The 13,782-nt window shown below is 27.8% G+C and carries 18 protein-coding genes; 1 reads left to right on the forward strand and 17 read right to left on the reverse strand.

Annotated elements, in window-relative coordinates; genetic code table 11:
* Nucleotides 1-3: 3 nt before the first annotated feature.
* The 7 genes from CNZW441b_RS00590 to CNZW441b_RS00620 all read right to left on the reverse strand — a co-directional run bounded on the left by CNZW441b_RS00590 (nt 4) and on the right by CNZW441b_RS00620 (nt 4,500).
* A complete protein-coding gene (locus tag CNZW441b_RS00590; protein ID WP_131164033.1) occupies nt 4-429 on the reverse strand; it encodes a FoF1 ATP synthase subunit B' in 426 nt (141 codons plus the stop codon).
* A gap of 63 nt (nt 430-492) precedes the next feature.
* On the reverse strand, nt 493-1,341 hold the full coding sequence (locus CNZW441b_RS00595; RefSeq protein ID WP_216681410.1) for a ParB/RepB/Spo0J family partition protein: 849 nt from the start codon (nt 1,339-1,341) through the stop codon (nt 493-495).
* A gap of 5 nt (nt 1,342-1,346) precedes the next feature.
* Nucleotides 1,347-2,132, reverse strand: coding sequence for a ParA family protein (locus CNZW441b_RS00600; protein ID WP_131164035.1), 786 nt, complete (start codon nt 2,130-2,132; stop codon nt 1,347-1,349).
* Nucleotides 2,129-2,782 (reverse strand): biotin--[acetyl-CoA-carboxylase] ligase, encoded by a 654-nt coding sequence (locus CNZW441b_RS00605; RefSeq protein WP_216681411.1) that lies wholly within the window; start codon nt 2,780-2,782, stop codon nt 2,129-2,131. Before CNZW441b_RS00605 ends, CNZW441b_RS00600 begins: the two co-directional genes overlap by 4 nt.
* Entirely contained in the window at nt 2,745-3,659 is a 915-nt protein-coding gene (fmt, locus tag CNZW441b_RS00610; protein ID WP_216681412.1) for a methionyl-tRNA formyltransferase, read from the reverse strand. Before fmt ends, CNZW441b_RS00605 begins: the two co-directional genes overlap by 38 nt.
* Nucleotides 3,660-3,838: 179 nt before the next feature.
* Nucleotides 3,839-4,090 carry an FkbM family methyltransferase gene (locus CNZW441b_RS08255; RefSeq protein WP_216681593.1) on the reverse strand — a complete coding sequence of 84 codons (252 nt, stop codon included), beginning with the start codon at nt 4,088-4,090 and terminating at the stop codon, nt 3,839-3,841.
* Between the two features lie 167 nt (nt 4,091-4,257).
* Nucleotides 4,258-4,500 (reverse strand): hypothetical protein, encoded by a 243-nt coding sequence (locus tag CNZW441b_RS00620; protein WP_216681413.1) that lies wholly within the window; start codon nt 4,498-4,500, stop codon nt 4,258-4,260.
* 90 nt (nt 4,501-4,590) lie between these two features.
* On the opposite strand from CNZW441b_RS00620, the gene CNZW441b_RS00625 reads away from it, so the two are divergent.
* Entirely contained in the window at nt 4,591-4,803 is a 213-nt protein-coding gene (locus CNZW441b_RS00625) for a hypothetical protein (protein WP_342367111.1), read from the forward strand.
* An 85-nt stretch (nt 4,804-4,888) separates the two neighbouring features.
* Here CNZW441b_RS00625 and proB read toward each other — a convergent pair whose 3' ends face one another.
* The 10 genes from proB to CNZW441b_RS00675 all read right to left on the reverse strand — a co-directional run bounded on the left by proB (nt 4,889) and on the right by CNZW441b_RS00675 (nt 13,679).
* Entirely contained in the window at nt 4,889-5,650 is a 762-nt protein-coding gene (gene proB / locus CNZW441b_RS00630) for a glutamate 5-kinase (protein WP_200218329.1), read from the reverse strand.
* 86 nt (nt 5,651-5,736) lie between these two features.
* The gene (gene obgE / locus CNZW441b_RS00635; RefSeq protein ID WP_131164040.1) at nt 5,737-6,783 is read right to left on the reverse strand and encodes a GTPase ObgE; all 1,047 of its coding nucleotides are present in this window, start codon (nt 6,781-6,783) and stop codon (nt 5,737-5,739) included.
* A gap of 138 nt (nt 6,784-6,921) precedes the next feature.
* Nucleotides 6,922-7,059 carry a hypothetical protein gene (locus CNZW441b_RS00640; RefSeq protein ID WP_166683057.1) on the reverse strand — a complete coding sequence of 46 codons (138 nt, stop codon included), beginning with the start codon at nt 7,057-7,059 and terminating at the stop codon, nt 6,922-6,924.
* 184 nt (nt 7,060-7,243) lie between these two features.
* Nucleotides 7,244-7,498, reverse strand: a complete 255-nt coding sequence (rpmA, locus tag CNZW441b_RS00645) for a 50S ribosomal protein L27 (protein ID WP_066778460.1) — start codon at nt 7,496-7,498, stop codon at nt 7,244-7,246.
* Nucleotides 7,499-7,507: 9 nt separating this feature from the next.
* Entirely contained in the window at nt 7,508-7,816 is a 309-nt protein-coding gene (gene rplU / locus CNZW441b_RS00650) for a 50S ribosomal protein L21 (protein WP_131164041.1), read from the reverse strand.
* Between the two features lie 107 nt (nt 7,817-7,923).
* Nucleotides 7,924-8,856, reverse strand: a complete 933-nt coding sequence (locus tag CNZW441b_RS00655) for an LPP20 family lipoprotein (protein ID WP_131164042.1) — start codon at nt 8,854-8,856, stop codon at nt 7,924-7,926.
* On the reverse strand, nt 8,857-9,474 hold the full coding sequence (gene lpoB, locus CNZW441b_RS00660; RefSeq protein ID WP_131164043.1) for a penicillin-binding protein activator LpoB: 618 nt from the start codon (nt 9,472-9,474) through the stop codon (nt 8,857-8,859).
* A gap of 29 nt (nt 9,475-9,503) precedes the next feature.
* A complete protein-coding gene (locus tag CNZW441b_RS00665; RefSeq protein ID WP_131186416.1) occupies nt 9,504-10,856 on the reverse strand; it encodes a COG3014 family protein in 1,353 nt (450 codons plus the stop codon).
* Nucleotides 10,857-10,933: 77 nt separating this feature from the next.
* Entirely contained in the window at nt 10,934-12,268 is a 1,335-nt protein-coding gene (locus tag CNZW441b_RS00670) for an anaerobic C4-dicarboxylate transporter (RefSeq protein WP_200218334.1), read from the reverse strand.
* 10 nt (nt 12,269-12,278) lie between these two features.
* Nucleotides 12,279-13,679, reverse strand: a complete 1,401-nt coding sequence (locus tag CNZW441b_RS00675; RefSeq protein WP_131165761.1) for an aspartate ammonia-lyase — start codon at nt 13,677-13,679, stop codon at nt 12,279-12,281.
* Nucleotides 13,680-13,782 lie beyond the last annotated feature (103 nt).

Genomic DNA, 13,782 nt, shown 5'->3' on the forward strand with positions numbered 1-13,782 from the left:
TCCTTAGATTTTTTTGATGCTATTTTGAAGACTTTGTTTTAATTCTGGCAAGTATTCAAGTAGACTTTCTTTTAATTGTTGTTTTTCATTTTCTAAATCTTTGTAAAATTCTTGCATTTTATTTTCAATTTCTTCTTTTTTAAGCTTTATAAGCTCGTTGGCTTCTTCTTTGGCTTTATTGATAGCTTCTTGCTTGATTTTGTAAATTTCTTCTCTTGTATTTTTACGGATTTCTTCCACTTCTTGATTGACATCCAAAATCTCTTGAGAATTTTCTTTCACTTTATTTTCATCATTTTTTATGGAATCATTTCTTTCATCTATAAATTTTAAAAGAGGTTTATAAAGCATAGAATTTAAAATAACTATCATGGCTAGAAATATAAAAATAGTTGCTAGTATTACAGAAGGATGAACATCATCAAACATAAAACTCCTTGATAGTTTTAAATTTCTAAAATCTGGATATTATATCTCATAAAAAATAATTTTTCAATTAATTTTTTCAATTATTTGTTTTAATTTTTTTATTATATCAATATTTTTTAAATGTATAATAAGGTTTTTTTTGCTTTTCTTGCATTTAAAGTTTTTATTATTCAATAATTTTATAAGTTCTTTAAATTCAGTTTCAAATTCAAGATCATTTTCTAAATTAATGGCCTCTTGATTTTTAATTTTTTTAACGATTTTTTCAGTATCATGGACACTTAATTGTTGTCCAATAATACTATTTGTTATCATTTTTTCATCTTTTTTATTTAATCCTACAAGAATTTTTGCATGTCCTTGTGAAATTTTTCCTTCAACAATAAGCTTTTGTGTGCTTGAATCTAAATTGAGAAGTCTTAAAGTATTAGTAATTTGAGCACGACTTTTGTTAACAAGCGATGCTAAATTTTCTTGAGTAATTTCATAAACTTCTATTAGATCTTTGTATGAATTTGCAAGTTCAATAGGATTTAAATTTTCTCTTTGGATATTTTCTATAAGTGCTAATTCTCTTAATTTTTCCTCTTTGGCATCTGAAACTAGAGCTAGTATATTTTCATATCCTAACATTTTATATGCCCTAAGCCTTCTTTCTCCTGCAACAAGAGTATAATGATCTTTTTGTTTTAAAACTATAATAGGCTGAATAAGTCCATATTGCTTGATTGAATTTGCTAATTCGTCTAAAGCTTCTTTATTAAAATATTTTCTTGGTTGAAAGGGATTAATTTTAATTTTTTCAACTGGAATCTGAATTGTTTTATTTTTATCAAGACCCAATTCTTTGCTATAAACTTCATCCATATCGCCAATAAGTGTAGCCAAACCTTTATTTTTATTTAAGCCCATTAGTTTTATCCTAAAATCGAATAAGCTAAGTTTTGATATGCTAAAGAACCAGGCGATTTGATATCATAAAGAATAATAGGCTTACCAAAACTAGGACTTTCAGCGAGTTTTACATTTCTTGGTATAACTATAAAATCATTTTCATTCCCATTGATTGTAAAAAGTTGTTTTTTAAAATTTTGCTTTAAATCTTCAACTACATCTTTAGAAAGGTTATTTTGAGAACTATACATTGTTGGTAAAAAACCTCTTACTTTCAATTTTGGATTAATAGTTTTTTTAATTACTTTAATGGTATTTAAAACCATTGCAACACCTTCTAAGGCATAAAATTCGCATTGTATAGGTATAATCACACTATCACTTGCAACAAATGCATTAATAGTAATACTTCCTAATGCTGGAGGGGAATCTATAATAATAAAATCATACTCATTTTCTACTTCTTTAAGCTGGTTTTTAAGAACAACTTTTTTTTCATTGTTTTCGCCTTTAGCAAGTTCTTGTTCTATACCAACTAATCCTATATTAGAAGGAGCAAGATGAAGTTGATTGAGTTCAGTTTTTAAAATAATATCAGAAAGCTTTTTTTTTCCTATGAAAACGTGATAAATATTATATTCATAATTATTTCTATTAAATCCAAGTCCAGTAGTTGCATTTGCTTGGGGATCTACGTCTATTAATAAAACTTTTTTTTCAGCAACAGCTAACGAAGCAGCTAGATTAACAGCAGTTGTCGTTTTGCCTACCCCGCCTTTTTGGTTTGCAATTGTTATAACTTCGCTCATCTTAAACTATATACCTTTTTATTATTTAATAATATCGATCCGTCTTCATATAAAAGAGCATCTTTTAAAGAAAAGATTTTTCCTTCATAATGGACATTAAATTGCTTTGATTTTTCAAATTCTATCATATACTTGCTAAAAATATTCTTCCATAATTTTTTTTGCATTAAAGTTTCTATAAATTTTGAAATTAACTCATCTAATTTTATATCAATATCCAATAAAGAGCTATTTTCTGGACAATATTTTAGATTAAGGCCTATTCCGCCTATAATAAAATTTTTTATTTTTGTACTTATTATTCCTCCAATTTTTTTATTTTCTATATATAAATCATTAGGCCATTTAAGCCAAGTTTTTGATCCTTTTTGAGCTAAAATTTCTTTTAACAAATAAGCAAAATAAATACTTATAGAAGCTAAAGGCAAGTCTTTGGGAAGATCTTGTTTATCAATGCAAAAAGAAAGATGTAAATTCCCTTTAGAGCTTTGCCAAGAGTTTTCTCTGCTTCCAATACCATTTGTTTGTTCAAGTGCATAAATAGCAAGATTCTTTTTTATTTTATTTTTTCGAATTTCATCACATAAAAAAAGATGAGTTGAAGCTATTTTATCAATACAAATAATCTCCACATTTAAGCCTTTTTCCATTAAGATAGGTGCGTCCGTCTAAAATTTTTTTTCCATTTTCTTGAATTTTTTTGATACGTAAAATTCCTTGCTTGCAAGCGAGTAGAAAACTTTCTTTTTCTAATTCTAAAATTTGTGCTTCTTTGCTATGTTGTTTTAATTCATCTACAAGTTCAAGTTCTAAAAATTTTAAACCATTGTTTAAAAAAATTCCAGGCCAAGGAATGAAAGCTAAATGTTTTTGATAAATTCTTTTTGCATTATCTAAGGTAATTAAACCATCTTCTTTTTTAATTTTTTTACAATATGTTGCCAAATTTTCATCTTGTGCTACAGGAACAATAGAGTTATAATTTTTTAAAGTGTTAACGCAGAGTTTTGCTGCTAAATGAGCTAAAAGTTCAAAAACTTCTATAGCATTTTTATCTTTTATATCACATTCTATGCTCTCAAGGATACTCCCAGTATCAAGTCCAACATCCATTAGCATAGTGCAAACTCCGCTTTTTTTATCTCCATTTAAAATAGCACTTTGTATAGGAGAAGCCCCACGATATTTTGGTAAAAGCGAAGCATGTAAATTAATACAAGGTGCAATGTCTAGGATATTTTTAGGCAAGATTTTTCCATAAGCAGCAACCACAATGAAATCAGGGTTTAATTTGAAAATCTCATTAAAAACTGATTCATCTTTTAAAGTTGTAGGAGTGAAAATAGGGATATTAATATTGTTTTCAAGTAAAAAAGCTTTTGTATGACTTGGGGTGAGAATTTGTTTTCTTCCTACTGCTTTATCAGGCTGAGTAAAAAGAGCTAAAATATTAAATTTTTGACCTATTAATTCTTTTAAAATACAAGTTGCATAATGGGGTGTGCCCATAAAGATAATATTTTTCATTTTTTTACTTTTGTATAATTTAAAAAGTAATTATAATAAAGAAGAAATTAAACTTTTATTATCAAATCTAATCCAAAAATATATTTGTGATATTATTTTTTCTTATCTTTTCTTTTAATAAATTAATTTTTTGTATCCCATCATTAAAAAACGCTCATGTGTTTCTATTATAATGTATTTTATTTTTTATAAAGTTTTTGATCAATTAAATCATTTAAAATATCAAATTCAGCTCCTTCTATATCTAATTTTATCAATGTGATTTCTTCTTCTTTTTTTAAAATTTCGCTTAAAAATTCACAAAAATTGATTAGTTCTACCTCATAGAAATTTTCTCCATTAAAATCTGTTTTAAGAATATTTCCACCATCACTTACTATATTATCATCTGTTTGAAAAAGTTTTGTCGTTTTTATTAGAAAGAGCTTTATTGAATAAAATTAAATTTTGATTATCTTTGTATAAATTTTTTAAAAAAGCGTATAAATGAATACTTGATTCAAAAGCATAGCAAATTCTCACAAGCTAAAGTGCATCACTAAATACTCCTACGCGAGCACCACTATCTATAAATATAAGTTTTTCTTTTTTTGACTTCTTAAATAAAAATCATAAAAAAACTTACGGTATTTTTGGGCAATGCAGGATCTATTGAGCAAAGCAGTAAAAAATAAATACCTTTTTTATTTGTTTTATTTATGTGAGTATGATCAAGTAAAAATTCTTGCATTTGTTTGAATTTAAATTCTAAAAAAGTTTCATATCTTTTATATTTTAAAATTCTAAAATTTCCTAAATAAATTTCTCTTATACCATTGTCATATTTAATTTTTCTAAGCATCATATAAGCCTTTTAATCTATTATAATAGAGTGATAAAGAATTATAAAATAAATATACCTAATCTATCATAATAGATTTAGGTTTAGAATTTGACTTATCAGTTTAATAAAAATGAAATAGATGATTTTTATAAAAAAATTGCAAAAAATGTTTCTAGAATAAGAAAAGAAAAAGGTCTATCACAACTTGATTTAAGTCTTGAAATAGGTTATAAATCTTGTTCTTTAGTAGGTGGAGCTGAAGCAGGATATAAAATATACATTTTAATCTTGAACATCTTTATAAAATTTCAAAGGTTTTAAATGTAAAAATAGAGGAATTTTTTAAAGATATTTAAAAATATTTTAATCATTGCAAATTAGCTTTATTTCAATGTAAAGCTATGTGTTAAAAATTTTCAAATAAAGTTCCGCCTATTTGTTTGTTTTCAAGTAAAAATGTTTTGGCTACATTTAGATTAAAACCACTTGCTAAAAACATTTTTTTATTATTTTCAAGTAAAAATTTAGCAGCTTTTAGCTTGGTGATAATGCCCCCAGTTCCGTGCTCACTTCCTGTTTTTACTGGCATATCAAGCCAAGAGTCAAGAATTTTATCAACTTTATTTAATCTTTTAGCATCTTTAAATTCACTAGGATTTTTATCATAAAAGCCATCTATGTCGCTTAAAATCACAAGTAAATTTGCATCAAAAAAATGAGTTGCATAGGCACTTAGACTATCATTATCTCCAAAAACTATTTCCTCTATGGCTGTGGCATCATTTTCATTAATAATGGGCAAAATTCCTAAATTTATCATTGCATCAATAGCATTTTTAGCATGTTTTGTAGCCTTTATTGAATCAAAATCTTTTCCTGTAAGTAAAATTTGCCCCCCAATTTTATTATAATGAGCTAAAAATTCATTATAAACGCTAATTAAATAAGGCTGTCCTATGGCTGCTAAAACTTGTTTGTTGACGAGATTTTTTCTGTCTATATCAAGTTTAGTGTGTCCTGCTGAAATGGCTGCTGAGGTAACTAAGATCACTTCATATTTTTCCATAAGCTTGGCTAAAAATTCTACTAAATTTTTAATACGTTCTAAGCTTAATTTTTTTTCTTCGCTAATTACATGTGATCCTACTTTTATAACTATTCTTTGCATATGCAACCTTTTAAAATTTAAATATATTGTTATTTTATTTGATTTATGGATTATTAATGAGCAAACTAAACTTATAAATAAAATTTTTATTTTTCATTTTCATTGCTTCTTAAATTTTTAATTTCTTCCAAAAGGATAAACTTAAGTTCTTTAAGTCCTGTTTTTTCAAGGCTTGATACTTGAATTAAAAAGCTTTGGATATTATTTATTTCTTCTAAATAATTTTGCAGTTCTTGTGAATTTAAAGCTATTTGTTTAGCAAATTCTTTACCTAAATTTACACTATCGCTTTTTGAAATCATAATGCCAAATTTTCTTTTATAGAGTTTAGACGAAAATTGTTTAAGTTCATTTCTTAAAATAATAAATTGTTCTTTTAAACTCATTTCTCTCATGGGATCAAGCACAAAGAGTAAAAAACTTGTTCTTTCAATATGTTTTAAAAATTCAAGCCCCAAGCCTTTTCCATGACTTGCTCCTTCTATAATACCTGGAATATCAGCCATGACAAAAGAGTTATATTCATCTACATCCACTAATCCTAATTTTGGAGTAAGTGTTGTAAATTCATAATTTGCAATTTCAGGTTTGGCATTAGATACTACACTTATAAGGGTTGATTTTCCTACATTTGGAAAACCTACAAGTCCCACATCGGCAATAAGTTTTAATTCAAGTCTTACTAAGCGACTTTCTCCTTTTATTCCAGGTTGTGCATAATCAGGTCTTTGGTTGGTTGCGTGCTTAAAATGTGTATTTCCAAGTCCACCTTTTCCGCCCTTTAAAAAGAGTTCTTTTTGCCCTTCTTTAGTTAAGTCAAGTAAGACTTCATTTGTATTTGCATCAATGATTTGAGTTCCTTCAGGCACAATAAGATTTAAGTCTTCACCTTTTTTACCATTTTTATTGCGTCCCATTCCAGGAGATCCGTTTTGAGCACGTAATTCTTTTTTACCTTTAAAATTAACCAAAGTATGCGTGTTATTATCACATATGAAATAAATATTTCCGCCACTTCCACCATCACCTCCATCTGGTCCTCCTAATGGAACGTGTTTTTCTCGGCGAAAACTTACGGCTCCTTTGCCTCCATTACCTGAAGTTAAGGTAATTTTAACACTATCAATAAACATTTATAACCTTAAGAAATTTTTAAAAGAAGTATATCAAAAGAAAAATAAAAATAAAATTCGAAAGAAATTATTCTTTCGAATTTTAAAACATAAGGTTTATCGGTTTTAAAAATTTAAATTTATTTTTAAATTTTTAATTTACTTTTTTTGATTGGGATTTAATTGCTTGCCACGATTTCCTTGGTTTTGATCGTATTGTTTGTTTGTGCCTTTGTTTCCTGAGTTTGAATTTTGCATATTTGAAGCATTATCTTTGGGATTAATTTTTTTATTCATTAAGTCTCCTTATTTTAGAATATTTTTAAAATAAGCATTATACCCCCCCCCATAAATTTAAACTTAAAAGAAATAGATTTTTACAATAACTAAGTATTATTTGTATTATTTGAAATTTTAGTATAATTTTTTAAGATTACAAGATGAATGAGATTATAGAGATTTCTAGGCAAAAAGCCTAGAATTATGCAGGATAAACAGAAACTTTTTTTCTGTCTTTATCTTTTCTTTCAAATTTTACAAAACCATCAATGAGTGCAAAGAGCGTATGATCTTTTCCCATGCCTACATTGTTTCCAGCATGAGTTGCGGTCCCTCTTTGACGAATGATGATATTTCCAGCTCTAACAAATTCTCCACCAAATTTTTTAACACCTAAACGACGTCCTATAGAATCACGATTGTTTTGAGTTGAACCTTGACCTTTCTTGTGTGCCATTTTTACTCCTTAAGCTTTAATATCTATGACTTTAACGCGAGTAAATTGTCTTCTAAAACCGCGCTTTAGTTTAGAGTCTTTTCTGCGTCTTTTTTTATAAATAATAACTTTTTTATCTTTTCCGTGACATATAACTTCTAAGACAACTTTTGCACCTGCTACAAAAGGTGCACCTACCTTCAAATCTTTATCGTTGATGGCTAAAACTTCATTAATTTCTATGCTCGATTTGATTTCTGCTTCAAAATGATCAAGTTTTAATTCATCACCAATGCCAACTTTATATTGTTTTCCACTATGTTTGATAATAGCATACATATTACTTTTCCTTTAAGGTAAGTTACCATAAAGCACCAAATTCTTGGATTTAAAAGCTTTAATGGCTTTAAAAAACTTTAATTATATAAAAAAAACTTTAATTTTTGTTAAAATCCTAAATTCAACCCTCCGTCTTTATCAATTTGATAATTAGCATCTTTTCCACTTAAATAGTTCTCTTCTTGAAGATTTAAGATAACGTTTTTGGAAAATAAATTATTTAAATCCTCATTTATTTTATCGGCAATTTTTTTCCAAGCTTTTTGTTCTTTTTTATTATCATTAAAAGTTAAATTTGTGTTTATGGTTTTAAAAAGAACTATTTCTCTTGTCGGATAAAAAATTAATTTATAAGAAATATCCAATGATTTTTTTTCATTTTTATAGTATGAAATTTTATTTTGAGATATTTTTGAAGTATTAGCAAATTTAAATTCTAGAATATAATCTGTAATTAAAACATTGCCAAATTTATACTTTTCCTCATCTAAGCTTTGTTCATTTTTTAGAAGTTTGTCCTCATCTTTAAAATCCATTTTTCTTTCTAAAACTTGAAAATTTTTATTTTTACTTAAAGTTTCATTTAAGGCTCGTTCTAAATTTTCTCCTAGTTCTTTGTTTGGATTTAAAACAATGATTTTTGCTTTTTTGCTTTTTTCAAAAGTATACTTGTAAGCTAAAATTTCGATACTCCATCCGTTTTTTGTTTTTTCAATTTTATTAATTTTATAATCGTTTATATATCCATTGCTAATATTTTGTAAAGTTGTATTTGAGCTTTGTGAAATTTGAACTAAAGATGAAATATTAATATCTATATTTTTAAATTCTTGTTTTAGATTCGCCGTTGTTATGCCTCTAAGTTTAGAAATAGCATCAATTAAGGCATTATTGAGAGCTTCATTTTCGTTTTTTCCATTCCCTATGCCTATAGCTACTTTTTGTATGATGCTTCTTTCATGTGGTAAGGTATTGGAAATATTGTTTTCTCCACTAAAAAGTGAAGAAAAAAGAATAAAAATAAAAAGAAGTTTTTTCATTTACCAAGTTACTGATTTATTTGATCCAGTTTTATCAATAGTTCTTTCATCTTCCCAGTAGGCAAGTCCTGAATTTAAATCTGTGATTGTTAGATGAAAAAAATATTCTGCTTGGATTTTTCCATTTGTTAATTTTACATTATCTTGGCGAATTTTTCCACTTAAAGAATAGTCAGGAGCTATTAAAGTACCTTTTTTTGAAATAGTATTTTGATTAAATTCATCATTATCTCTAAGCTCTCTTACTGCTTCACTCATCTCATCTTTAGCTCCTCCTGCTGCTACTGCTGTTGTTAGTATAAATTTACCAGATTTTCTGAGTGCTATAGTAATTTTGCTTATTAATTTATCTGTATCTATTCTTTGTGGCGTGTCATTGATTATTTTTCCTATTGATATAACCTTTCTTTGTCCTTGTTTGATATTGGCAAATGCTGGATCATTAAGCATACTTTGAACCATTATATCTGCGGTTTTTTCAAAATCTTCTCTATCAAGTCCTAGGGTTAATGCATCTCCTTGTTTTTTTTGACTCGCTTTTCCATCTGTATAAATTGGTGCTTTACATGCTGTAAAAAATAATGCTATAAATATGGTAAAAATATAAATTAATTTCATGATTGCCTCCTTAAAGTATTATATCATTTTTAATGTTCCATTTTGTAAATTCTTGCTGGAAATTCTTTGGAAAAAGACCTTATTAGTATTAAAATATTTTTATTTTTATCTAAATCTTGATGAAAAATTTCCATATTGTTATCATTATAAATTTCTATAAAACCATCATTTTCAAGCATTATAATTTGGGCATTTTTAGGCAAGAAATTCCAAAATCTTAAATCGCTTTTTGTTGTCAAAATGGTGAAAATATTACTTGCAAGATTTAAAACTCCACTGCTATCATTTTTTGCAATTGTTAAATTTATACCAGTTTTAATAGCACCTGATAATAAAGCTTTAATAATTTTTGGGGTTAAAGTAGCCTGAAATTCGCTAGCAACCACTTGATCAAAATTAAATAAATTTTGTGTTTTTTTGAAATCATCATTAAGATTTTTTGCTTTTAGATATTCAAATGAGGCATTTCTTTTTTTTAATGTAGGAAAAGAAATGCTTGTATTTACTACTTTATTTTCAAAAATAAAAGGCAAGGTTAAGTCAAATGAATCCAAAGATGGGCTTAAGCCATTTTCATAAACAATAAAAATGTACTTTTTTAATTTTGATGGGGTTAAAGAGTTTGAGTATTTTTCAAAAATTTTAAATTCTTTATCTATTTCTTCGTTTTTATTGAAAATAATATAAACTTCTTTTAATAAATCATAGGCTTTTTTGTAATCCTTATCCATAAAGAAAAAAACAGAAGAAATATAAGTAACATAAGGATTTGTATAGTTTTTTTGCGCATTAAAATCGTCAAATAAATGATTATATTGTTTTTCTATAACTTGAAGATTTTCCTTTATGTTTTGTTTATAATTTTCATTTTTTTTTGCTTGTTCTATTTGTTGTTTTATTTCATTTTCAAAATATTCTTTGGCTTTTTCTTGACGCATTAAAGCACGATTAAATTCAACTCTGGCATTTTCAAAGTCTTTAAGACTCATAAAATTTAACCCTTTGTATACATTAACCATAGTGCGTTCATACCAAGAGCCTTCATAGTCTGAAATTGTATCATTGATTAAAGTTTTTCCGATAAATTGAGTGCTTTTTGTGCTAAAGCTCTGTAAATCTACGTCATATTTATAGGAATGCTCAACTTTATCAAAAAATTCATTGCTTAGTTTAAATTTCATGCAATCTCTTGCAATATAGCCCGAATTTAATCCAACAAAAATAACGTCTTTGTTTTGATTGAGTTCTTGCATCTGTTCTTTTAAAAAAGTATCATTACAGTTGTTAGAAAATAAAACTTTTTGATATGTAATATTTTTTTCTTGATAGGTTGAACAAGCAGTTAGAAAAAGAAAAGATAAAATTATCAATTTTTGATACATAAAAATCCTTGAAATTGGATTTTAAAATATATCAAAATTTAAATAAATAACCCTTAAAAAGGGTTATTTAATATAAGCTATAGTAAAGAAACTATTAAAAATCCCAATGATACAGAAATCACAATAGCCAAAACACCTGGAATAAAGAAAGAGTGGTTAAAAATAAATTTTCCAATTTTTGTTGACCCTGTATCATCCATTTGTACTGCACCTAAAAGTGTTGGATAGGTTGGAAGAACAAAAAGAGCAGAAACGGCCGCAAAACAAGCTACAAGCATATAAGAGTCATGAGGATTTGTTGCACTTATTCCTAAAGCAGTTATTATAACAGGTACTATTGCTTTTGCTGTAGCTGCTTGAGAATATAAAAGCATACTAGCAAAGAAAAATGCAACAGCTAACATAGCAGGAGCTTGTTTAACCCAGTCGCCCGCTACTTCTTTAATACCTGCCTCATGAGCACTTACAAAAGTATTTCCAAGCCATGCTACACCAAATACGCAAACACAAGCTGTCATACCTGATTTAAAAACACTTGTTTCAATGATCTTAGATGGTTCAACTTTACAAAGCCAAGTGATTAGAGTTGCTGCAGTAAGTAAAAAACTCATAATAGCCGCATCTCTTGGTATGATTACTGGATCGATCCATTTTATATTACTTGATATTGCTGTGGCATAAAGAACTACAGCTAAAACAGTAATTAAAAAGATTCCTACGGAAAGTTTAGCACCAGGTTTATCTTCAGCGTGTAAAATTTCATTTGGATCTTTAACAAGTCCTGCTTTTAATCTTTCTTGATAAATTGAGCATTTGCTTAAATCTAGAGGAGTTATAAGACTTATTATAAAAGCTGTAACCATACAAGCAATAAAAGTTGTAGCAATCCAAATTCCCAATAAAGTAGGGTAGTTCCACCCTAATGGCTCTAAAATTCCACTCATATAAACAACAGCAGCGCTTACAGGACTTGCAGTAATTCCGATTTGAGATGAAACAACCATTAATGATAAAGGAACACTTGGTTTTATATTTTGAGACTTGGCTACATCTATAACTACAGGCATTAAAGAAAATACAGCATTTCCAGTTCCAGCAAGAATGGTTAGCAACCATCCACAAGCTGGAGAGAGGTAGTTTATAAATTTAGGATTAGCCCTTAAGAGTTTTTCTGTCATTTTTACCATGTAATCAAGACCACCAGCTTGTTGCATAGCAGAAATTGCTGCAATAGCAGCAGCAATAATTAAAATAACATCCCAAGGAATACTTCCTGGTTTAAGTCCTAAAAAAAGACCTAAAATTACAACTCCTAATCCACCAGCATAACCTATAGCAATTCCACCTAAGCGAATACCTATAAATATTGCACCAAGAAGGACAACTATTTGCAAGATTATATCTAAACCCATAAGAAATCCTTTATTTTTCTATGCTCGGATTTAACATGTTTTCAGGGGTTAAATACTCATCTAGTTTTTCTTTAGTTAAAAGTTTTCTTTCTAAAACAATATCAGCTACTTTTTTTCCAGTCTGTAAAGCTTCTTTGGCAACTGAAGCTGAGTTTTCATAGCCTATATAAGGATTTAGAGCAGTTACTAAACTTACAGAATTTAACATAGTTTCTTTACAATTTTGCGGATTAGCAGTTAAATGTTTTATAGCTTTATTTGCTAAAGTTAACATTGCATTTTCTAATAGGATTAAAGAATTGAATAAAGCATAAGCAATGCCTGGTTCAAATGCATTAAGTTCAAATTCTCCTCTTTCTGAGCAAAGTGAAATTGTAACATCGTTTCCTATTACTTCATAACAAGCTTCTCCAACAACTTCAGGAATAACTGGATTTACTTTGCCTGGCATTATGGAGCTTCCTGGTTGCAATTGAGGTAAATTAATTTCACTTAAACCACATCTTGGGCCAGAATTCATAAGTCTTAAGTCATTTGCAATTTTAGAGAGTCTAACTGCAGCAGTTTTTAAAGCTCCGCTAACATGTACAAAATCACCTGTATCTTGAGTGGCTGCTATAAAATCTTCAGCAGGTTTAAAAGTAGTTCCTGTAATCTCGCTTAAATACTTTTCAACTAGATTTTTATAATCTGGATGACAGCAAATTCCTGTTCCTATGGCAGTTGCACCTAGATTGAGATAAGTCATTGATTCTCTTGCTTTTGTTATTTTTTCTATATCACTTTTTATATAACTTGCAAAAGCATTAAAGGTATTTCCTAAAGTGGTTGGAACCGCATCTTCAAGTTCTGTTCTACCTATTTTTAAAATATCTTTATATTCTTTAGCTTTAATCTCTAATTCATTTTTTAAAATTTCCATAGCTTTTAACAAATCACCCATTTTGGCATGAACTGCTACTTTAATCGAGCTTGGATAAGTATCATTGGTAGATTGACCAAAATTTGTATTATCGTTTGGATGAAGATATTGGTATTCTCCTTTTTTATGCCCCATCATTTCAAGTGCAACATTCGTTATAACTTCGTTTACATTCATATTGGTGCTTGTTCCAGCCCCGCCTTGTATCATATCAACGACGAATTGATCTAGAAATTCTCCATTGATAATTCTATCACAAGCTTTTGCTATAAAATCAGCCCTATTGGCTTCAACCATTCCTAAATCTTTATTAGCTAAAGCAGCTGCTTTTTTAACTTGTGCAAAAGCTTTAACAAAATAAGGATACTCTTTGAGTTTTCTTCCGCTCATATGAAAATTTTCCAAAGCTCTATAAGTTTGAATTCCATAATAAACATCATTAGGAATTTCTAATTCTCCAATAAAATCATGTTCTTTTCTTATACTCATCATCAACCTTTCTTGTTTGAAAATAATTTATTATAAAAAATAAATTTATAATAAATATTATAATAGAATAATAGTTAATAATTAATTAATAAAAAATTAATTA

It is taken from the genome of Campylobacter novaezeelandiae, from assembly GCF_018968685.1.
Taxonomy (GTDB): domain Bacteria; phylum Campylobacterota; class Campylobacteria; order Campylobacterales; family Campylobacteraceae; genus Campylobacter_D; species Campylobacter_D novaezeelandiae.

Bases quoted from the DNA above. Each gene is read 5' to 3' on its own strand.
- CNZW441b_RS00590 (WP_131164033.1), bottom strand. From the start codon at position 429: ATGTTTGATGATGTTCATCCTTCTGTAATACTAGCAACTATTTTTATA.
- CNZW441b_RS00595 (WP_216681410.1), bottom strand. From the start codon at position 1,341: ATGGGCTTAAATAAAAATAAAGGTTTGGCTACACTTATTGGCGATATG.
- CNZW441b_RS00600 (WP_131164035.1), bottom strand. From the start codon at position 2,132: ATGAGCGAAGTTATAACAATTGCAAACCAAAAAGGCGGGGTAGGCAAA.
- CNZW441b_RS00605 (WP_216681411.1), bottom strand. From the start codon at position 2,782: ATGGAAAAAGGCTTAAATGTGGAGATTATTTGTATTGATAAAATAGCT.
- fmt (WP_216681412.1), bottom strand. From the start codon at position 3,659: ATGAAAAATATTATCTTTATGGGCACACCCCATTATGCAACTTGTATT.
- CNZW441b_RS00620 (WP_216681413.1), bottom strand. From the start codon at position 4,500: ATGCTTAGAAAAATTAAATATGACAATGGTATAAGAGAAATTTATTTA.
- proB (WP_200218329.1), bottom strand. From the start codon at position 5,650: ATGCAAAGAATAGTTATAAAAGTAGGATCACATGTAATTAGCGAAGAA.
- obgE (WP_131164040.1), bottom strand. From the start codon at position 6,783: ATGTTTATTGATAGTGTTAAAATTACCTTAACTTCAGGTAATGGAGGC.
- CNZW441b_RS00640 (WP_166683057.1), bottom strand. From the start codon at position 7,059: ATGAATAAAAAAATTAATCCCAAAGATAATGCTTCAAATATGCAAAAT.
- rpmA (WP_066778460.1), bottom strand. From the start codon at position 7,498: ATGGCACACAAGAAAGGTCAAGGTTCAACTCAAAACAATCGTGATTCT.
- rplU (WP_131164041.1), bottom strand. From the start codon at position 7,816: ATGTATGCTATTATCAAACATAGTGGAAAACAATATAAAGTTGGCATT.
- CNZW441b_RS00655 (WP_131164042.1), bottom strand. From the start codon at position 8,856: ATGAAAAAACTTCTTTTTATTTTTATTCTTTTTTCTTCACTTTTTAGT.
- lpoB (WP_131164043.1), bottom strand. From the start codon at position 9,474: ATGAAATTAATTTATATTTTTACCATATTTATAGCATTATTTTTTACA.
- CNZW441b_RS00665 (WP_131186416.1), bottom strand. From the start codon at position 10,856: ATGTATCAAAAATTGATAATTTTATCTTTTCTTTTTCTAACTGCTTGT.
- CNZW441b_RS00670 (WP_200218334.1), bottom strand. From the start codon at position 12,268: ATGGGTTTAGATATAATCTTGCAAATAGTTGTCCTTCTTGGTGCAATA.
- CNZW441b_RS00675 (WP_131165761.1), bottom strand. From the start codon at position 13,679: ATGAGTATAAGAAAAGAACATGATTTTATTGGAGAATTAGAAATTCCT.